The sequence below is a fragment of the Nonomuraea solani genome (assembly GCF_900108335.1).
GTDB lineage: Bacteria > Actinomycetota > Actinomycetes > Streptosporangiales > Streptosporangiaceae > Nonomuraea > Nonomuraea solani.
The window spans coordinates 266,909-286,642 of record NZ_FNVT01000016.1; the positions used below are offsets into that span (position 1 = coordinate 266,909).

Here is a 19,734-nt window from a genome sequence, read left to right on the forward strand (position 1 = left end):
GGTGACTTACTGTATTCATGACAATCCTGGTACTCGGCGGGACCGGCAAGACCGGCCGCCGCATCGCTGACCGGCTCACCGCACTCGGCCTCCCCGTACGGACCGGCTCCCGCTCCGCCACTCCGGCGTTCGACTGGCAGGACCGCGCCACCTGGGAGCCCGCCCTCGACGGCGTCACGGCGGTGTACATCTCCTACTATCCCGACCTCGCCTTCCCGGGCGCGTACAACGACGTCAAGGCGTTCACGCGGCTGGCCGTGGACGGCGGCGTACGGAAGCTGGTGCTCCTGTCCGGCCGCGGCGAGGCGGAGGCGCAGGCGAGCGAGCACACCGTGCGGGACTCGGGCGCCGACTGGACGGTCCTGCGCTGCAGCTGGTTCATGCAGAACTTCAGTGAGGGCTTCCTGGTCGGCCAGATACTCGACGGCGTCATCGCGCTGCCCGCCGCCGACATCCCGGAGCCGTTCGTGGACGTGGAGGACATCGTGGACGTCGCCGTGGCGGCCTTCACCGAGGAGGGGCACGCGGGCAGGCTGTACGAGCTGACGGGACCGAGGCTGCTGACGTTCGAGGACGTGGCCGGCGAGTTCAGCCGGGCGACCGGGCGGCCGATCTCATTCGTCCGGGTGGAGCCGCAGGAGTATGTGGCCACGGCCGTCGCCCAGGGCGTGCCCGAGGAGGAGGCCCACGGCCTGGCCGCGCTGTTCACCGAGATCCTGGACGGCCGCAACGCGAGCGTGGCCGACGGCGTGCGGGAGGCCCTCGGCCGCCCGGCCCGCGACTTCGCCGACTTCGCCAGGGCCAACGCCCACGTGTGGAAGCCCTAAAGTCGCACCACCCTGGCCGGATCCCAGCCGGGCCGGGGCACCGAGTCGAGCAGCAGCCGGGTGTAGGGGTGCTCCGGCTCGGCCAGCACCCGCGCCACCGGCCCCCGCTCCACCACCACCCCCCGGTGCAGCACCAGCGTGTCGTCGCACAGGTGCCGGACCACCGCCAGGTCGTGGCTGACGAACAGCAGCGCGACCCCCGACTCGGCGCGCACGCGGGCGAGCAGTTCGAGGATCTGCGCCTGGATCGACACGTCGAGCGCGGCCACCGCCTCGTCCAGCACCAGCACCGACGGCTCCACGGCCAGCGCCCTGGCGATGGCCAGCCGCTGGCGCTGGCCGCCGCTGAGCTGGTGGGGCCGGGCCTCCGCCTCACGTTTGCCGAGCCCGACCTGGTCGAGCAGCTCGGCGGCCCGGGCCGGGGCCTTGCCGTGCAGCCTGAGCGCCGTGCGCAGGCAGCCGGCGGCGGTCAGCCGGGGGTCCAGGGACAGGTAGGGGTCCTGGAACACCATCTGGATCTCCCGGGCCCGCCGCAGTCTGGCGGCCCTGCCGCGCTCACGTAGGGGCCGCTCCCGCCCGTCGACGGCGATCGTGCCCGAGTCGGGGGTGACGAGGCCGACGAGCATGCGGGCGATCGTGGTCTTGCCGGAGCCCGACTCGCCCACCAGGCCCAGCGAGCCCCCGGCGGGCAGGTCGAACGACACGGCGTCGGCGGCGGGCGTACCGGCGTAGGTCTTGCACAGGTCGCGTACGGCGAGCATCACGCCTCCACCTCTCGTACGGCGAGCATCACGCCTCCACCAGACGGCAGGCGGCGGAACCGCCGGGGACGGGCACGGGCTCCGGCACCCACGTGTCGCAGCCCGCCGCGACGGATGGGCAACGGGGCGCGAACGGGCAGCCGGCGAAGGCGTCGTCCAGGGACGGCGGCCGGCCGGGAATGGGGCGCAGCGGCCGCGGGTCGCCCAGCTCGGGCGTGCAGGCCAGCAGCCCGGCCGTGTAAGGGTGGCGCGGATCCTCGAACAGCTCCTTGGCCGGTCGCGACTCCACCACCGTCCCCGCGTAGAGCACGTGCACCCGGTCGCAGAACGCGGCCGCCAGGTGCAGGTCGTGCGTGATGAACAGCATGCCGAGCTCCCGCTCCGCCTGCACCCGGCGCAGCAGCGCGAGCGTCTCGGCCTGCGTGGTGACGTCGAGCGCGCTCGTCGCCTCGTCGGCCAGCAGCAGCGCCGGGTCGGCGGCCAGCGCGGCGGCGATGACCACGCGCTGCAGCATGCCGCCGGACAGCTCGTGCGGATACTGCCGCATGCGCAGCTCCGGATCCCGCATCCCGACGGCGGCCAGCAGGTCGAGGGCCCGCGCGCGGGCCTCGGCCTTGGGGCGGCCCAGCGTGAGGACCATGCGCTCGGTCAGGAAGTCGCCGATCCTGCGGACCGGGTTGAGCGACGAGCGCGGGTCCTGGTAGATCATCGCGACCTGGGAGGCCCGCAGGTCGCGCAGCGCGGCCGGGGACATGGTGAGCACGTCGTCGCCGGAGACCGCCACCCGGCCCGACACCCGCGCGCCGGAGGGCAGCAGGCGCAGCACCGAGCGGGCGATCGTGGACTTGCCCGAGCCGGACTCGCCCACCAGGCCGACGATCTCGCCCTTGCCGACGGTGAGCGACACCTCACGCAGGATCGGCCGCCGGCCGCCCGCCTCGATCGTCAGCCCGTCCACCGAGAGCAGCATCACGATCCCCTCACACCCATGCGGTCGGCCAGGCGCACGCCGATCACGTTGAACGACACGACCACGAGCGCGATGGCCACGCCCGGCACCAGCACCGGCAGGAACGCCCCCTGCACGATCGCCGGCTGCCCCTCCTTGACCATGAGCCCCCAGTCGGAGGACGGCGGCTGCGCCCCGAACCCGAGGAAGCTCAGCGTGGCCAGGCTCATCAGCCCCTCGCCGAACAGCACGACCAGGTAGCCGACGATCGAGCGCGCCAGGTTGGGCACCAGGTGCCGGACGCAGATGGTGAACCCGCCCATGCCCTGCACCCGGTAGGCGTCGATGTACGGTTTGCGGCATTCGGCCAGCGCGACGCTGCGGGTGTATTTGGCGATCGTCGGCGTGTACGCCAGCCCGAGCGCCACCACCGCCGTCGTCATCCCGTTGCCGAACACGGCCACGATCAGCACCACGAACAGCAGGCCAGGGAAGGCGTACATGACGTCGGTCAGCCGGGACACCACGGCGTCCACCCAGCCCCGGTGCCAGGCGGCCAGCGTGCCGAGGGCGACGCCGAGGACCGAGGCGATGGCCAGCAGCGCCAGGGGGCCGATCAGGGAGGTGCGGGCGCCGTACAGGACTCTGGAGAACAGGTCGCGGCCGGACTGGTCGGCGCCGAGCAGGTGGTCGGGCGACAGCGGCGCCAGCGTGGCGGCGAAGTCGACCGCGTCGGGCTCGTAGGGCGCCACCAGCGGCGCCAGCGCCGCCGCGACCACGACCAGCCCGAGGAAGGCGGTGGCCGACCAGTAGCCGAGGGGCCGCGCGGCCTTGGGGGACAGCGTGGCGATCGCCGTGGTCATGCCCGCCTCCTCACTCGGGGATCGATCAGCGGTTGCAGCAGGTCGACGAGGGTGGTCACGGCGATGTACGCGGTGACCATGAGCAGCAGCACCGCCTGCGTCACGGGGAAGTCGTGGGTGTTGATCGCGTTCACCAGCAGCGAGCCGATGCCGTTGAGCCCGAACGCGGTCTCCACGGTCACCGTGCCCGCGAGCATGCCGGCCGTGACCAGCCCGCACATGGTCACGATGGGCCCGAGCGCGCCCCTGAACACGTGCCTGACGACGATCAGCCGCTCGGTCAGCCCCGAGGCGCGGGCCACGGTCACGTGGTCGAGCTCGCGCTGCTCGATCATGGACTGCCTGGTCACGCGGCTGATGATGGCCAGCGCGCCGAGCGCCAGCGTCACGGCGGGCAGCGTCAGGTGCCACAGCGACCCGCCGCCCATGACCGGGAACCAGCCGAGCTGCACGCCGAACAGCGAGATCAGCACCGTGGCGACGACGAACGCCGGCACCGAGGTGGCGAACGTGGTGCCCGCCACGACGGCCGAGTCGGTACGGCCGCCGCGCACCGCCGCCAGCACCCCGAGCGCGATCCCGAACACCACGAACAGCACCGCCGCGTACGCCACCAGCCCGAGCGTGCTCGGCAGCCGGGCCAGCAGCAGGTCGCCGACCTGGTCGTTGTACTGCGTGGAGCGCCCGAGGTCGCCGGTCACCGCGTCGCCGAGCCACCGCGCGTACTGCACCAGGAACGGATCGTCCAGGTGGTATTGGGCGCGGATCGCCGCCAGGTATTCGGGCGTCAGGTTCTCCTTGCCGCCCGCCAGGAACGTGACCGGATCGCCAGGCGCCGCGTAGGACGCCCCGAAGATCACGAACGAGGTGGCGAGCAGCGTGGCGACCAGCCCCGCCAGCTTGCGGACCACCGACTCAGCCCTTGGCCCCGAGGTCGGCCGCCCACGGATAGCTCATGTGGACCTGGGAGGCGGGCGGCCCGGTCACCTTGCCGCCGAGCACGACCGCGTTGGGCACCTCGACCAGCGAGATCCACACCATGTCGGCGGTGAACCGCCGCTGCAGCTCGATGACGTCCTTGGCGCGGGCCGCGTCGTCGGTGGTCTCCAGCGCCTTGGCGACCAGCTTGTCGTAGCCGGGCGAGCTGAACCCGACCCAATTGTTGGCCGAGCCGGTCAGGCCGTTGTCGTAGAAGCCGATGGGGTCGGACTTGGTGATGTACCAGTCGTCGGGCACGAGGTCGACCTGGGCGCGGAGTGATTTATCCGTATAAAAGCTGCCGAACTCCGACGCCGGCACGGTCTTGATCTCCGCCGTCAGCCCGATCTTCTTCGCCGCGTCGACGACGGCGTTGGCGATGACCGAGCGATACTGCTCGCCGTCGGTCGCCACGACGATCGACTCCTTGGGCGACCCGGCCTCCTGGACCAGCTTCTTGGCCTCCTCCAACCGCGGCGACTCGGGCGCGCCCTGGAGCTGGTCGTAGGCTGCCTGGAACGCCTCCTTCTCGTAGGACCACGCCCCGACCCCCACCGGCACCTTCCACGGCCTGGCCAGCCCGGCGAACCCGGACTTGGCGATGCCCGCCCGGTCGACGGCCAGCGACAGCGCCCGCCGGATCTTCGGGTCCTTCAGCACGCCGCGATCGGTGGGCAGCAGCACGAACACCCGGGTGGTCGCGCCATAGGCCACGCTGACCGCCTGGTTGGCCTGCAGCGCCACCGCGGGCCCGGTGTCGGTCAGGTAGGCGCCCTGCGCCGCCCCGGTGACCAGGCTGTTGACCAGCGCCGTGTCGGAGGCCCACTGGAACGTGACGCTCTTGGTGAGCGGCTTGACGTCCTTGTTCCAGTAAGCGTCGTAACGCTCGATCGTCAACTTCGAGCCGGAGGCCCACTCCTTCAGCCGGTAAGGGCCGCTGCAGGCGTCTTCGTGCCCCGGCGTGCCGAACTCCTTGCCGAGCTTCTCCACGACCTCCTGGTTGAGCACGATGCCCGCGCCGCCCGCGATGGCCTGCACGAACAGCGCGTTGGGCTTCTTGAACGCGATCGTGACCTCGTGCTCGCCGGTCTTGGCGACCGACTCGACGTCCTCGAACTCGTCGGACTCGTCCATGCCCTCGCCCGCGTGCCGCTTCAGGCTCCACACCACGTCGTCGGCCGTGACCGGCGAGCCGTCGTGGAAGGTGGCGTCCTGGCGCAGCGTGAGCACCATGGTCTTCGGATCGGGCTGCTCCGCCTTCTCGGCCAGCCATGGTTTGACCGTCATGTCGGGCTGGGTCTGCATGAGGCGCTCGCAGACGTTGGCCATGACGGTGCGGTTGGCGGTGGCGCCGTCGGCGTCGAGGTCGAGCGTGCCGGGCTCCTTGTCGAGCATCCAGACGGCGCCGTCGAGCGGCCCGGCCGCCTTGGCGGTGCGCTCGACCAGCGTGAGCTTGGCGGGGTCGGGCGCCTTGGTGGTCGCGGCGGGACCTCCGCAGGCGGCGACCAGACCGGCCAGCCCGATCAGGGGGATGAGTTTTCTCACGGGGTCACTTCTCCATGCGGTCCGTCGTAGAGGTTCCAGGGCACGCGCTCGTACTCGTGGTCGCAGGGCGTGCCGGCCGCGATCAAGTAGTCGCCCGTGGTGAGGTCGACGCAGCTCGACAGCAGGGTCGCCCACCGCTTCACGGCGGGCTGGGTCTCGTCGGGATGGGTGCAGAGGGACTCGGGGTAGCCCAGGTGGTCGGACATGGCGGCCCTGATGCGCTTGCGGGCCTCGTCGGTGCCGGACGACTGGCGCACCGTACGCAGCCCGCCCTCGGCCCGCGGCACCCGGAACAGCGAGTCGGTCGAGGTCGGCCGGTAGGTGGCGGCCAGTTGCGCCGGCACGAACGCCTGGTAGTGGTTGCCGTGCACGAGCTGCCCGTCGGTCGGATACATCCAGCCGACCGCGCCCGGCGTGGTCTCCAGGTCGATCGCGAACCCCTCGCGGTGCGTGACCAGCGCGTTGCTGGCGATGTGGGCCCGCGACTTGGTCAGCGCCTCCAGGGCGGAGTTGAGGTTGTCGCTGTCGAGCACCCGCCGCCTGATCAGCGTCTGCGGCACACCCACGGCGTCGTCGAAGCGCCCGCCGAGCCCGTTGGCGTTGAGCGCGATGCCCGCCGAGTTGGCCCCCTGCCGCCCGACCTGCCCCGCCTCGACATGCATGATCACCGTCGGCTTGCCCGGCTGGACCACCCGCAGCACCATCAGCGTGCCGCGCACCCCGTCGCGCCAGTCCCAGTTCTGGCCGGCGTAGACGTGGCCGTCGCCGGACGCCTCGCTCATCAGCGCGAACGAGGTGCACCCGTCGGGCTCCATGGAGCTGAACGTGGTGTCGTAGATGATCTCGCCGCGGGCGTTGAGCGCGAGCACGTCGAGGAAGCCGACCCCGGCGCCCTCGGCGATGCCCTCCATCTCCTCGACCAGCTCGGGCGCGAACGCCCGGCTCGGCTCGACCCAGCGCGTGGCGCGCTCGACGACCTGCTCCCACGACAGGCCGCTGGAGTGCGCGAACGCCTCGGCGTAGTAGGTCAGCGCCCGCTCGATGCGCTCGCGGGCCTGCTCGCCGTATTGCCGCCCGCGCTCACGGGGAGCACCGGAGATCTCGACGAGGGGCAGGGAGGTGAGGCTCAATGGTGCTCCTTGGACCGGCCGAAAGCCTGTAACGTTCATTTCAGGAGGCGGCGAGTCTGTAGCGGTCGTTTCCAAGGCCAAGAGTAATGAGCGCTACACGGGAGTCAAGAGCCGTAATGGAAAATACACCGAGCCCGATCGAGCAGCTCAGGGCGCAGGTCAGGCAGCTTTGGGAGGAGTTGTCCCCTGCTGAGCGGTCGGTGTGCCACTACCTGATCTCCGCCTCGCCCGAGCAGATCCTGTTCGCCAGCGCCCAGGAGCTGGGCAGCGCGACGGGCACCAGCAACGCCACCGTGGTCCGCACGATGCAGCGGCTCGGCTTCGGCGGCCTGCCGGGGCTGAAGCGGGCGCTGGCGGCCGAGTTCACCTCGGCGGTCGCTCCCGACATCCGGCTCAAGCAGCGCATCAGCCACGTCGGCCAGGACCTGTCGGGCATCTGGGAGCGGGTCTTCGACGAGGCCCGTGAGCGCATCGAGCACTGCAGCAGGCTGCTGGACGCGGAGGCGTTCAAGAAGGCGGTGGAGCTGCTGGTCAACGCGCCGGGCGTGTTCGTCTACGGCGCGGGCGCCTCCGAGCCGGCCGCCCACCACCTGGCGCTCAAGCTCAACCGGCGCGGCCACCGGGCGCGCGCCGTGTCGGCGACGGGGTTCACGCTCGCCGACGACCTGCTCGGGCTCGCGCACGGCGAGGCCCTGGTGATCTTCCAGCCGGCCCGCAGGCTCAAGGAGATCACCGTGCTGATCGACCGGGCCCACGCGGTGGGCGCGGGCATCGTGCTGATCTCCGACGAGCTCGTCGGCCCCTTCGCCGACCGCGTCGACGCGGTCCTGGCGGCCCCGCACACGCCCACGGGCATCACGGCCGAGCCGCTGACCGGCATCATCGTGGCCGACGCGCTGCTGCTGGCGCTCGACTCGCTCGACGAGTCCCGCTCGGTCGAGCACTCCCATCAGCTCAGCGCCTTACGTGAACAGCTCCTCGGCCCGCGCCCGACCGGCAGGTGAACATCAGGCGTATTGCCCGGCCTTCGAGCTTCGGCGGAATCCGGCGGCCACGGAGCCACTACGATCCTCTGAGCATCCCGCGCTCGGAAAGGTGTCGTCGTGATCGGCTGGCTAGAAGCGGTAATCCTGGGGTTGGTCCAGGGGCTGACGGAGTTCCTGCCGATCTCCTCCAGCGCCCACATCCGTGTGGTCTCCGCTTTCGCCGGCTGGGATGACCCCGGGGCGGCGTTCACGGCGGTCATCCAGCTCGGCACCGAGACGGCCGTGCTGATCTACTTCCGCAAGGAGCTCTGGGAGATCATCTCGACCTGGACGCGCTCCCTGTTCAACAAGGAGCTGCGCAGGCACTGGGCCGCCCGCATGGGCTGGTACATCATCGTCGGCACCCTGCCCATCGGCGTGCTCGGCCTGGTGCTGAAGGAGCAGATCGAGTCCCCCTTCCGTGACCTGCGCCTGGTGGGCACCACGCTGATCGTCTTCGCGGTCATCCTGTGGTTCGCCGACCACACCGCCCGTAACAAGCTGACGCTGGAGAAGCACCTCAGCTTCACCCACGCCATCATCTACGGCTTCGCCCAGTCGCTGGCGCTGGTCCCCGGCGTGTCCCGCTCGGGCGGCACCGTGACCGCCGGCCTGCTGCTCGACTACCGCCGCGAAGACGCGGCCAAATACTCGTTCCTGCTGGCCATCCCGGCGGTGCTGGCGTCGGGCGCGCTGGAGCTGACCGAGATCGGCGAGGGCCAGGCCCCCGCTTGGGGGCCGACGATCCTGGCCACGATCATCTCGTTCATCGTCGGCTACGCCGCCGTGGCCTGGTTCCTGCGCTACATCAGCACCCACCGCTTCACCGGCTTCGTCATCTACCGGATCGTCCTCGGCTTCTTCGTCATCCTCGCGGTCACACTCGGCTGGATTCCGCCTCAGGCCTGACCCGCGCCGGATAGTAGTCCGCCCACGCCTCGTCGCCCATGCGCAGGATCTTCAGCCCGATCCAGCCCAGGGCGGCGACGGGCGCGATCCAGAACGGCACCGTCCCGGGGCCGTACGGCACCGCGAACGACCCGAGATAGCCGGCCGCCACCACCAGCGGCGCCCACCAGCCCACGAACCCGGCCCGCCACACGGCCGCGGTCAGCACCGGCAGCCCGAGAAACCCGAAGAACATCCACGGCATCTGGAAGCCGAAGACGACGCCGGGCAGGCCGAGCATCTCGTCCATGATGCGCTGCGCCTCCTCGGGCGTGTGGCGCTGCCCCAGCCACCACTCGACGGGGTCGCTCAGCAGCAGCCCGGACAACTGCAGATAGCCGATCATCGTGAGCGCCCCGGCCACGTGGCCGAGCCGGACGGCCTTGCGCCTGGTGAGGTGCATGAGGCCGAGTACGGCCACGGCCATGAGCATCCAGCTCCAGTGATAGAGCACGGACTGGATCTGGGCGAGCGCGGGGTTAGCGCCGAAGCTGACCGCCTCCCGGTCGTCGCCCCAGGTGCCGGGATCGACGACGACGGCGACGGCCTGGAGCAGCGGGGCCACGATGAGCAGGGCTCCCGCCGCGACGCGCCGGAAGGCCACCTGATTGTTCAACATGGCGCCGACGGTAGGCGCCGGGCCCACCGCCCGTCGTCCGCCTGCGGGGCGATCGGGCCTCCCCTGCGCGGCGGAGAAGATCAGGTCACGGAGCGGGGGTAACGGCTGCACACGGCGAAGACGGCGGCGAAGAGGGTCCAGGCGGTGACGTACGCGATGGGGTGCGCCCAGGTGTCACCGATGACGTCGGCCAGCGCCACGCGCCCTTCGAAATAGACGGCCAGCCCCGCCACCGCCCCCGGCAGGGCGCCCCACCACCGTCGCCAGTAGACCTCGTACGCGACCACCTCGAACACCACGAGCGCGATCGGCCCGAACAGCAGGAACTTCAACCCCGGCGGCTGCGACAGCGTCACGGCCAGCGCCATGACCGCCACCGCGGAGGCGGCGGTCAGCAGGACGACGGCGCCGAAGGGGGCCGGCTGGTCGCGCGGGTCCTCCTCATCGAGAGGCACAGGGATGGGCTCGTCTGACACATCCGACATTCTGGACGACACCGAGGCGCGACGAGCTCATTTCACCGCCCGGAGACGTGGCCGGGGCGGCGGGCGTCGATCCCGCGCTCCAGCGCTACCTGACCGGCACGCTCACCTTGGAGGAGGAGACCGCCGCCTCCCGATAGGTGGCCAGCGTGAAGACCAGCGCCACCAGGCCCAGCCCGGTCGCCAGCACGACCACCCCGATCCTGCCGTACGACTCCAGCGCCACGCCCCCGGCGATCCCCGCCAGGAACAGCCCGACATACTGCGCCGACGACAGCAGCCCCAGCCCGATCGGCACGTTGTCCGGCACCGCCGCCACGGTCCTGAACTGCTGGGACGGCCCCGCCAGCCACCCCAGCGCGCCCCACAGGAACCCCCACGCCAGCGCGATCGGCAACGCCAGGTTCGCGACGGGGATGAGGGCCATGAACAGCGTGCCCGCCGCCATGCTGACCAGCACCACCCTGCGCGGCCCGTACGCGTCCGTGAGGCGCCCGCCGAGCTGGTTGCCCACGATCCCGCCGACCCCCCAGGCCCACAGCACGGCGGCCAGCGGCAGGTCGAACAGCGACCCGATGTAGGTGTAGGCGCTGAACGCCGCCCCGAACATCAGCAGCTGCGACCCCAGCACCGCCAGCACCCGCCGATCCCGCAGCGGCGCGAACCGCTCCCGCAACCGCCCCGACGTCGCGATCCTGACCTGCGGCACCATGGCCGCCACCCCGATGAACCCGACCACGCCCAGCCCGGCCACCATCCACAACGTGGCCCGCCAGCTCGACGCGGCCCCCAGCCAGGTCCCCAGCGGCACGCCGATCGCCGACGAGACGGTCAGCCCGCCCATCACCAGCGCCAGCGCCCGCCCCCGCCGCTCGGGCGCGGTCAGGGCGTTCGCCACGCCCGACGCCGTGGGCGTGAACATGGCCGCCCCCGCCGCCGCCACCACCCGGGTCGCCAGCACCATCGGGTACGTCGGCGCCAGCGCGGTCAGCACGTTCCCGGCCACGAACACCCCCAGGGCGACCAGCAACAGCGTCTTACGCGACAACCGCGCGGTCAGGGCGGCCAGCAACGGCGACAACACCGCGTACGCCAGCGCGAACACGGTCATCAACTGCCCCGCCGCCGACGGGGAGATCTTCAGGTCGGCGGAGATGGGCGGCAGCAGGCCGGCCGTCACGAACATGCCCGTACCTATGGCGAAATTTCCGACGGCGAGCGGATAGAGCCGCGAACTCATGGGGCCTCCAGCAAAAGTTGGACGCACATCAAACTGACGTATAGTTGGATCGTTGTCAAACAATAAGACGGAGGTAGGGTTTCCCCATGCGCCTGCTACCGCACCCCGCCACGGAGGACATCCAGCTCACAGAGGTGCTGCGGGCGCTGTCCGACCCCATCCGGCTGGAGATCGTGCTCCGCCTGTCCGAGTGCGGGGAGATGACGTGCGGCACGGCGGGCGACGCGCTCGGCGTGCACAAGTCGACCGCCTCACACCACTACCGGGCGCTCCGGGAGGCCGGCGTGATCATGTCGAAGCAGGAGGGGCGGCTCAAATACATCAGCCTGCGCCGCGACGACCTCGACGCCCGCTTCCCCGGGCTGCTCGGCTCGATCCTTTCCGCGACACGGCCGAGCCTCGGGGACCCCGGGAGCTCCGGCAGTCTCGGGAACCTCGGGAGTCTCGGGATCGAGGCTCATGCCGGCTCCTGACGCGGCCGGCGCGCTGCCCATCCGGCACGTGCTGCCCGAACTGCTCGCCACTCTCGACCGGCACGGCAGCGCGGTGCTGACCGCCCCGCCGGGCACCGGCAAGACGACGGTGGTGCCGCTGGCGCTGGCCGAGACCGGCCTGCGGGTGCTGGTGGCCGAACCACGGCGGCTGGCCGTACGCGCGGCGGCCCGGCGGATGGGCGTGAGCTACACGATCAGGGGCGAACGGCACACGGGCGCGAACCCCATGGTCGAGGTCGTCACGACCGGCGTGCTGCTGCAACGCCTCCAGCGGGACCAGGAACTGACCGGAGTGGACGCGGTCGTCCTCGACGAGTGCCACGAACGCCACCTCGACGCCGACACCGCGCTGGCGTTCCTCCTCGACGTCCGCGACACCCTCCGCCCCGACCTCCGTCTCCTGGCCACCTCCGCCACCGCCGACGCCGGCCCCTGGTCCGCCCTGCTCGGCGGCCCGATCGTGGCGGCCACCGGCACCACGCACCCCGTCCGGACGATCTGGTGCCCGCCGGACCGCCCCGTCGCCCCGCCCCACGGCCTGCGGGTGGACCCCGCGCTGCTGTCCCACGTGGCCTCGGTGGTCCGCCGCGCGCTGACCGAACAGGACGGCGACGTGCTGTGCTTCCTGCCCGGCGTGGGCGAGATCGCCAGGGTGGCCGGCCTGCTGAGCGGCGTGGAGGTCCTCCAGGTCCACGGCCAGGCGCCGCCACACGTCCAGGACGCCGTGCTGTCGCCCGGTGCGGTCCGCAGGGTGGTGCTGGCCACGTCGGTCGCCGAGTCCAGCCTGACCGTGCCCGGCGTGCGCGCGGTGGTGGACTGCGGGCTGGCCCGGGAGCCGCGCACCGACCATGCCCGGGGCCTCGGCTCGCTCACCACGGTCAGGGTCTCCAAAGCCTCGGCCGGCCAGCGCGCGGGACGGGCGGGGCGTGAGGCGCCCGGCACGGTCTACCGCTGCTGGACGGAGGCCGAGCACGAGCGCCTCGCCGACCACGCGCGGCCGGAGATCGCGCTCGCGGACCTCACGGGGTTCGCGCTGCAGGCGGCCTGCTGGGGCGTCCCGGACGCGACAGACCTGGCCCTCCTGGACCCGCCCCCACCCGCCGCGATGGCCGGCGCCACCCGCACCCTGCGGGCCCTCGGCGCCCTCACAGACTCCGTACGACCGGCCGCCGACGAACCCCGGACCCCGGCCGCGGGGCCTGTGCGGGTCACGGAGCGGGGGCGGCGGATGGTGCTCGCCGGGGTGCATCCCCGGCTGGCGCGGGTCCTGCTCGACCTGGGCCCGGCCGCCGCCGAGGTGGTGGCCCTGCTGTCGGAGCAACTTCCGCGCGACGTGCCCGACGACCTGGTGGAGGTCTTGCGCGCGGCCCGCCGCGGCGGCACCGGCTTCGCCGCCCGCTGGCGCCAGGAAACGACCCGCCTACGCCGCACGGCCACCCGGCGCCAAGCCGCCCCCGTGGTCCGCACCGATGACGAGTTGGCGGGGATGGCGGTGGCGCTGGCGTTTCCCGAGCGGGTGGCGCGCCGTAGGGGTGGCGGGTATCTCATGGCGTCCGGCACCGAGGCCCAGCTTCCCGAGGGCTCCAAGCTGCGTACCGCCGAATGGCTGGCGATCGCGATCGCCGACCGTCCCACGGGCTCGGCCTCGGCGCGCGTCCGGCAGGCCGTGGTCATCGACGAGGCCACCGCCCGCCTCGCGACCGGCACCACGGTCGAGGACGAGATCACCTGGCGGGTCCCGCCGGGCGAGCGCAGGGGCGACGTGTCCGCCCGCACGGTCGAACGGCTCGGCGCGATCGAGCTGTCCGCCACCCCGCTCAAGGACGCCGACGTCCGCCCCGCCATCCTGTACGGCCTGCGCACCGAAGAGGTCCTCACCTGGACGAAACAGGCCAAGGACCTACGCGACCGCCTGGCCTTCTGTCACCGAGCCCTGGGCGCCCCCTGGCCCCCGATGGACGCCCTCATCGACCTGGCCGACCAGTGGCTGGAGCCCGAGCTGTCCAGGGCCCGACGCCGCGCCGACCTGGAGCGCATCGACGTGGCGAACGCCCTGAAGCGCCTGGTCCCGTGGAGCGAACGCCTGGACAGAACGGCCCCGGAACGCATCGAGGTCCCCAGCGGCTCCCACATCCGCGTGGACTACTCGGGCGAGCAGCCGGTGCTGGCCGCGAAGCTGCAGGAGCTGTTCGGCCGGCAGGAGACGCCCCAAATCGCGGGCGTGCCGGTGCTCGTCCACCTGCTCTCCCCCGCCGGCCGCCCGCTGGCCGTCACGGCGGACCTGGCCTCGTTCTGGCGCGACGGCTACCGCCTGGTCCGCGCGGAGATGCGCGGCCGCTACCCCAAGCACCCCTGGCCGGAGGACCCCCTGACGGCCCCGCCCACCCGCCGCACGAAAGGCAGGCCATGACAGAGCCGCTGGCGGCCGCCGTCCGTGACAACGCCGCCTGGTGTGACCTGATGTGCCGTGCCCACGGCCGCCCCGGCACGTTCACCGGACGAGCCTGGACGAACTCCGCGAGAACCCCGCTCTAGCCGTCACCCTCTCCCCCGACGCGACAGAAGCCGACGTGCTCGGCCACGATCGCCGAATGGGAGCGGGCGTGCTTCGGCGGCGACGTACAGAACCTCTTCCTGCCCCCGCCCTCGCCCACGATCGGCCCCCTCAGGGTCTGGCTCAAGACATGACGTCGGCCAGCGTCGGGTTCTCCAGGACCGGATAGCGCTCGGTGCCGACGCCGAGGTCCTTGAACCCGCTGGACGTGGCCACACACACCACAGGCCCGTCGAAGTCCCGCCGCAGCCTGCGGTATCCGGCCACCCCCGCCAGCCCCGACAGCTCCTGCCACATCCCCTGCCGGGCCAGATCCCGCTGGGCCCGGCGCATCTCCTCGTCCGTGACGAGCACGGCCTCACCGCCACTGTCGCGCACCGCCAGCACGCCCCGGTGCCCGCCGACGGTCCCGGAGATGCCGTACGCGTCGCTGGGACCCAGCTCGACGATCGCGGCGGGCGCCCCGGTGGCCAGCGCCCGCGCGTGCGGGCCGCCCGAAGCCGTCTCGCAGGAGAACATCCGCGGCGCCCGCTCCGCCAGCCCGAGCAGTTGCAGCTCCACGAACCCCTTCCACATGCCGAAGAGCAGCTCGGCGTAGCCGGTGGGGGCGAACACGGCCGCCGGCACCCTGCCGAGCTGCACGAACAGCTCGTACGCCATCGTCTTGTAGCCCTCGGGCCCGAACGGGTGCCCGGTGTGCGTGACGGTCTGGTTGCTGACCGGGTGGTAGCCGAGCCGGTCGACGATCTCCCGCAGCAGCGGCCAGCGCGCCTCGGGAGGCACGGACACGACCTTGGCCCCGTACGCGCGCACGAAATCCTGCACGGCGGGCGGCGAGTCCGCCGAGGTCAGCACGATCGCGGGCAGCCCGGCGCGGGCCGCGTAGGCGGCGGCGGAGGCGCCGTGGTTGCCGGAGGAGGCCACGACCACGCCCGGCGCGCCGGAGGCGACGGCGGCGCTGACCACGACGCGGTTCAGCCGGTCCTTGTGCGACCAGGTCGGATTGCGCGACTCGTCCTTGATGAACACGTCCTCGAACGGCAGCAGCGGAGTGCCACCCTCGCCCAAGGTGGGCGCTTCGAGCGGTGGCAGCAGTGGCGACCACCGCGCGATGTCCGTGCCGGGCTCCTGTGTGAACAGGCCTCTGTCCACCCGCGCGTAGTCGTAGGCGACTTCGAGCGGATAGGCGATCTCGTCGGTGCTGGTCTTGGGGCAACCCCGCGTCAGCGGCGGGAACAGCGGGAACTCGGCCGAAGGGTCGCCCAGGGAGCGCTGGCGCAGAGCAAGCGAAGGTCCGTTCACGCCAATCGAGCCTATCGAGCCTCGCAACCAAGAGTGAAAACCTGCACACTCTAGTCATGCTGTGGGCAGGCAGATCCGCCATCGAAATCGCGACGGCCGTCCGGAATGGGGATGTGAAGGCCGCGACCGTCGTCGAGGAACATCTTCACGTCATTTCGGAGCGGGAGCCCCGGGTGGGCGCGTTCCGGCTGGTCAGAGAGCAGGCCGTGGACGAGGCCGAGGCGCTGCAGAAACGCCGCGACCTGGCCGATCTGCCGCTGGCGGGCGTACCGGTGGCGGTGAAGGACAACCTGGAGGTGGCCGGCGAGGCCACGCGCGGCGGCTCCGCCGTCACGCCGGACGCGCCCGCGCTCGAAGACCACGTGACGGTCGCCCGCCTGCGCGCGGCCGGCGCGGTGGTCGTCGGCCTGACCAACCTGCCCGAGCTGGGGCTGGTCGCGCTCGGCGACAGCGCCTACGGCATCGTGCGCAACCCGTGGAACCCCTCCCGTACGGCGGGCGGCTCGTCGGCGGGCAGCGCCGCGGCCGTGGCGGCGGGCATGGTGCCGATCGCGCTCGGCAACGACGGCATGGGCTCGCTGCGCATACCGGCGGCCTGCTGCGGCGTGCTGGCCATCAAGCCCGGCACCGGCGTGGTGCCCCCGCCGGCCGACGACTGGGACCGGCTGACCGAGAACGGCCCGCTGGCCAGGACCGCCGCGGACCTGGCGCTCGCGCTGTCCGTGCTGGCCGCCGACCCGTCGCTGGCCGAGGCGTGGCGCGGCGGCCGACGGGTCGAGCCCCCGCCGCGCATGCTGCGCTCGGTCTGGGCCGACGACGACGAGGTGTGGGAGCCGGTGCCGCCGCCCGACAGCCCGGAGCCGTTCGACCTGCGGGTGGCGTACGCGCCGCAGCCGTTACCCCCTGGGCTGTCCATGGACAAGGAGTTCCAGTCCGCCGTGCGCGGGGCGGCCGAGACGCTGCGGCTGGCCGGGCACACGGTGGTCGAGCACGGGCACCGGCTGCCCGCCTGGCTCGGTCCGTCGACGATCTCGACCTGGCTCGTCCGGGCGGCCCTGTCCGCCGACGGGCTCGACCGGCAGCGCCTCGAACGGCGTACGAGAGGGCTGGCCCGGGTCGGGAGGGTGCTCGGCGCGCTCAAGCTGAACGGCGTGCGCGGCCGGGAGCGCTGGAGCGGCTACGGCGCCGACCAGTGGTTCGGCGACGCCGACATCCTGATCATGCCCGCCCTGGCGGCCATCCCGCCGAAGGCCGAGCGCTGGGGCGAGCGCGGCTTCCTGCGCAACGCCCTGACCAACATCCGGTACGCCCCCGCCACCGGCGCCTGGAACATGTGCGGCTGGCCCGCCATCACCGTGCCCACGGCCACGCACTCCAGCGCGCTGCCCATCGGCGTCCAGCTCATCGCCCCGCCCGGCGGCGAGCCGCACCTTCTCGGCCTGGCCGCCCAGCTCCAGGCCGTCCACCCACCGCTGAGACCGCCCGGCTTCTCGTTCTGAGAAACCGGGCGGCCGCTCGATCAGATGCCGATCGGGTGCCAGACGGTCTTCGTCTCCAGGAACCGCGTCATGCGCCCGATCCCCGGATCGCCCGTCCAGTCCTCACGGGCGGGCCGCAGGACCCGCTTGAGGTTCTCGGCCGCCTCCTGCTCGCAGCGCAGCGCCAGGTCATCGTCCTCGACCCCGGTCAGGTCGAGACCGTTGACGTCCATGTGCGCCGCCAGCCACGGAGCCAGCTCGGCCCGCTGCCCGGTGAGGATGTTGACCACGCCGCCGGGCAGGTCGGAGGTGGCCAGCACCTCGGCCAGGGTGATCGCGGCCAGCGGCGAGGGCTCGGACGCCACCACGACGCTGGTGTTGCCGGTCACGATCACGGGAGCGACCACCGACACCAGCCCGAGCAGCGGATCGTCGGGCGCCACCACGGCCACCACACCGGACGGTTCGGGCGAGGACAGGTTGAAGTAGGGACCCGCGACGGGGTTGGCCGCCCCGTGCACCGAAGTGATCTTGTCCGACCACCCCGCGTACCAGACCAGCCGGTCCACCGCCGCGTCCACCTGTTCGAGCGCCGCCCGCTTGCCGCCGCCCAGCTCTTCCGCGAACTGAGCGCGCCGTCCTTCCAGCATCTCGGCGACGCGGTAGAGGATCTGACCCCTGTTGTACGCGGTCGCGCCCGACCAGCCGGGGAACGCCTTGCGGGCGGCCACCACGGCGTCGCGGGCGTCCTTGCGCGAGGCCCGGGAGGCGTTGGCGAGGAACTCGCCCTTGGCCGAGGTCACGGGATAGGACCTCCCACTCTCCGAGCGCGGGAACGCCCCGCCGATGTACAGCTTGTAGGTCTTCCGCACCGACAACCTACTCATCGCCCCGACCCCTCCACGTGGACTCCTGGGACATCTGGACCGGCACGAAGACCTGGCCGCACCGGCTCACGCCGCAGCGGTGGGCGTACCAGCCGGTGCGTACGGGACGCCCCGCCCTGGCGAAGGCGTGCCCTCTGGTGGCCTGCGCCCGGCGTTCACCGCGCCGGGCGCGGCGATGCTCACACGTCAAGGTAGGCCTCCAGCCCGTGGCGTCCGCCCTCGCGGCCGTAGCCGGACTCCTTGTAGCCGCCGAAGGGCGAGGCCGGGTCGAACTTGTTGAACGTGTTGGCCCACACCACGCCCGCGCGCAGCCGGTCGGCCATCCACAAGATGCGCGAGCCCTTCTCGGTCCACACCCCGGCCGACAGCCCATAAGGGGTGTTGTTGGCCTTCTCCACCGCCTCGGCCGGCGTGCGGAAGGTCAGCACCGACAACACCGGCCCGAAAATCTCCTCCCGGGCGATGCTGTGCGACTGCGCGACCCCGGTGAACACCGTCGGCGGGAACCAGAAGCCCTTGCCGGGCAGCTCGCAGGCAGGCGACCAGCGCTCGGCCCCCTCCGACTCGCCGATGTCGCTGAGCCGCCGGATCTTGGCGAGCTGCTCGGCCGAGTTGATCGCGCCGATGTCGGTGTTCTTGTCCAGCGGGTCGCCCAGGCGCAGCGTGCCCAGCCGGCGCTTGAGCGCGGCCAGCAACTCCTCCTGTACGGACTCCTGCACCAGCAGCCGCGAGCCCGCGCAGCACACGTGCCCCTGGTTGAAGAAGATGCCGTTGACGATGCCCTCGACGGCCTGGTCGATGGCGGCGTCGTCGAACACGATGTTCGCCGCCTTACCGCCCAGCTCCAAGGTCAGCTTCTTGCCGGTGCCCGCCACCGTCCTGGCGATGATGCGGCCGACCTCGGTGGAGCCGGTGAAGGCGACCTTGTCGACGTCGGGGTGCGACACGACGGCCGCGCCGGTCTCGCCCGCGCCGGTGACGATGTTCACCACGCCGGGCGGCAGCTCGGCCTGGCGGCAGATGTCGGCGAACAGCAGGGCGGTCAGCGGGGTCGTCTCGGCCGGCTTGAGCACCACCGTGTTGCCGCAGGCCAGCGCCGGGGCGATCTTCCAGGCCAGCATGAGCAGCGGGAAGTTCCACGGGATGACCTGCCCGGCCACCCCGAGCGGCCTGCTGCCGAACCCGGCGTACTCCAGCTTGTCGGCCCAGCCCGCGTAGTAGAAGAAATGCGCCGCCACCAGCGGCACGTCCACATCACGCGACTCGCGGATCGGCTTGCCGTTGTCGAGCGACTCCAGGACGGCGAGCTCACGCGCCCGCTCCTGGATGATGCGCGCGATCCGGAACAGGTATTTGGCCCGCTCGGCGCCGGGCAGCGCGCTCCAGACGCCGAACGCCTTGCGCGCCGCCTGGACGGCCCGGTCGACGTCGTCGGAGGAGGCGGTGGCGACCTCGGCGAGGGTCTCCTCGGTGGCCGGGTTGACGGTCTTGAACGAAGGCCCCGAGCCGTCGACGAACTCACCGTTGATGAACAGCCCGTAGGAGGACTTCAGGTCAACGACGTCGCGCGACTCGGGTGCCGGTGCATAGTCGAACATCGTGTCGAACTTCGTGTCGGGCATCGTCTAGTCCAAGGTGAAGTAGTCGGGACC

The 19,734-nt window shown here is 72.0% G+C and carries 19 protein-coding genes; 7 read left to right on the top strand and 12 right to left on the bottom strand.

Annotated elements, in window-relative coordinates; translation table 11 throughout:
* The first annotated feature begins 17 nt into the window (after positions 1 to 17).
* Positions 18 to 827: an NmrA family NAD(P)-binding protein gene (locus C4V41_RS42475; protein WP_103961684.1), complete on the top strand. Its 810-nt coding sequence runs from the start codon at positions 18 to 20 to the stop codon at positions 825 to 827.
* Here the strand turns inward: C4V41_RS42475 and C4V41_RS42480 are convergent.
* The 6 genes from C4V41_RS42480 to C4V41_RS42505 are packed head-to-tail and all read right to left on the bottom strand — an operon-like array spanning position 824 to position 7,053.
* On the bottom strand, positions 824 to 1,588 hold the full coding sequence (locus C4V41_RS42480) for an ABC transporter ATP-binding protein (protein ID WP_103961685.1): 765 nt from the start codon (positions 1,586 to 1,588) through the stop codon (positions 824 to 826). The two genes, C4V41_RS42475 and C4V41_RS42480, sit on opposite strands and share 4 nt — an antisense overlap.
* A gap of 28 nt (positions 1,589 to 1,616) precedes the next feature.
* Entirely contained in the window at positions 1,617 to 2,558 is a 942-nt protein-coding gene (locus C4V41_RS42485; protein WP_103961686.1) for an ABC transporter ATP-binding protein, read from the bottom strand.
* Entirely contained in the window at positions 2,558 to 3,400 is an 843-nt protein-coding gene (locus C4V41_RS42490) for an ABC transporter permease (RefSeq protein WP_103961687.1), read from the bottom strand. Before C4V41_RS42490 ends, C4V41_RS42485 begins: the two co-directional genes overlap by 1 nt.
* A complete protein-coding gene (locus tag C4V41_RS42495) occupies positions 3,397 to 4,311 on the bottom strand; it encodes an ABC transporter permease (protein ID WP_200824591.1) in 915 nt (304 codons plus the stop codon). Before C4V41_RS42495 ends, C4V41_RS42490 begins: the two co-directional genes overlap by 4 nt.
* A gap of 4 nt (positions 4,312 to 4,315) precedes the next feature.
* Positions 4,316 to 5,923, bottom strand: a complete 1,608-nt coding sequence (locus tag C4V41_RS42500) for an ABC transporter substrate-binding protein (protein ID WP_200824592.1) — start codon at positions 5,921 to 5,923, stop codon at positions 4,316 to 4,318.
* On the bottom strand, positions 5,920 to 7,053 hold the full coding sequence (locus C4V41_RS42505) for a C45 family autoproteolytic acyltransferase/hydolase (RefSeq protein WP_235030729.1): 1,134 nt from the start codon (positions 7,051 to 7,053) through the stop codon (positions 5,920 to 5,922). The genes C4V41_RS42500 and C4V41_RS42505 overlap by 4 nt, the downstream gene beginning before the upstream one ends.
* A 116-nt stretch (positions 7,054 to 7,169) precedes the next feature.
* Between C4V41_RS42505 and C4V41_RS42510 the strand changes: the two genes are divergently transcribed.
* Entirely contained in the window at positions 7,170 to 8,057 is an 888-nt protein-coding gene (locus tag C4V41_RS42510) for a MurR/RpiR family transcriptional regulator (RefSeq protein ID WP_200824593.1), read from the top strand.
* A gap of 102 nt (positions 8,058 to 8,159) precedes the next feature.
* Positions 8,160 to 8,987: an undecaprenyl-diphosphate phosphatase gene (locus C4V41_RS42515; RefSeq protein ID WP_200824601.1), complete on the top strand. Its 828-nt coding sequence runs from the start codon at positions 8,160 to 8,162 to the stop codon at positions 8,985 to 8,987.
* On the opposite strand, the gene C4V41_RS42520 is transcribed toward C4V41_RS42515, so the two are convergent.
* The 3 genes from C4V41_RS42520 to C4V41_RS42530 form a co-directional block, all read right to left on the bottom strand.
* Positions 8,956 to 9,645, bottom strand: a complete 690-nt coding sequence (locus C4V41_RS42520; RefSeq protein ID WP_103961723.1) for a hypothetical protein — start codon at positions 9,643 to 9,645, stop codon at positions 8,956 to 8,958. The genes C4V41_RS42515 and C4V41_RS42520 overlap by 32 nt on opposite strands.
* Positions 9,646 to 9,725: 80 nt before the next feature.
* Positions 9,726 to 10,121: a hypothetical protein gene (locus C4V41_RS42525; protein ID WP_146103998.1), complete on the bottom strand. Its 396-nt coding sequence runs from the start codon at positions 10,119 to 10,121 to the stop codon at positions 9,726 to 9,728.
* 94 nt (positions 10,122 to 10,215) lie between these two features.
* A complete protein-coding gene (locus tag C4V41_RS42530) occupies positions 10,216 to 11,367 on the bottom strand; it encodes an MFS transporter (protein WP_103961692.1) in 1,152 nt (383 codons plus the stop codon).
* A gap of 86 nt (positions 11,368 to 11,453) precedes the next feature.
* Between C4V41_RS42530 and C4V41_RS42535 the strand changes: the two genes are divergently transcribed.
* Genes C4V41_RS42535 through C4V41_RS65565 form a run of 3 tightly spaced genes read left to right on the top strand, consistent with a single transcriptional unit; the run spans position 11,454 to position 14,396 of the window.
* Complete coding sequence (locus C4V41_RS42535; RefSeq protein ID WP_103961693.1) at positions 11,454 to 11,840, top strand: ArsR/SmtB family transcription factor; 387 nt, start codon at positions 11,454 to 11,456, stop codon at positions 11,838 to 11,840.
* Positions 11,827 to 14,271 carry an ATP-dependent helicase HrpB gene (gene hrpB, locus C4V41_RS42540; protein ID WP_103961694.1) on the top strand — a complete coding sequence of 815 codons (2,445 nt, stop codon included), beginning with the start codon at positions 11,827 to 11,829 and terminating at the stop codon, positions 14,269 to 14,271. The genes C4V41_RS42535 and hrpB overlap by 14 nt, the downstream gene beginning before the upstream one ends.
* On the top strand, positions 14,268 to 14,396 hold the full coding sequence (locus tag C4V41_RS65565) for a hypothetical protein (RefSeq protein ID WP_268808793.1): 129 nt from the start codon (positions 14,268 to 14,270) through the stop codon (positions 14,394 to 14,396). Before hrpB ends, C4V41_RS65565 begins: the two co-directional genes overlap by 4 nt.
* A gap of 142 nt (positions 14,397 to 14,538) precedes the next feature.
* Here C4V41_RS65565 and C4V41_RS42545 read toward each other — a convergent pair whose 3' ends face one another.
* Positions 14,539 to 15,717 (bottom strand): threonine synthase, encoded by a 1,179-nt coding sequence (locus C4V41_RS42545; protein WP_103961695.1) that lies wholly within the window; start codon positions 15,715 to 15,717, stop codon positions 14,539 to 14,541.
* Between the two features lie 56 nt (positions 15,718 to 15,773).
* Between C4V41_RS42545 and C4V41_RS42550 the strand changes: the two genes are divergently transcribed.
* Complete coding sequence (locus tag C4V41_RS42550; RefSeq protein WP_103961696.1) at positions 15,774 to 17,216, top strand: amidase; 1,443 nt, start codon at positions 15,774 to 15,776, stop codon at positions 17,214 to 17,216.
* Between the two features lie 20 nt (positions 17,217 to 17,236).
* On the opposite strand, the gene C4V41_RS42555 is transcribed toward C4V41_RS42550, so the two are convergent.
* Together C4V41_RS42555 and C4V41_RS42560 are read right to left on the bottom strand one after the other, a co-directional pair.
* The gene (locus tag C4V41_RS42555) at positions 17,237 to 18,082 is read right to left on the bottom strand and encodes an aldehyde dehydrogenase family protein (protein WP_103961697.1); all 846 of its coding nucleotides are present in this window, start codon (positions 18,080 to 18,082) and stop codon (positions 17,237 to 17,239) included.
* A 179-nt stretch (positions 18,083 to 18,261) separates the two neighbouring features.
* Entirely contained in the window at positions 18,262 to 19,680 is a 1,419-nt protein-coding gene (locus C4V41_RS42560; protein ID WP_103961724.1) for an aldehyde dehydrogenase family protein, read from the bottom strand.
* Positions 19,681 to 19,734: the final 54 nt, after the last annotated feature.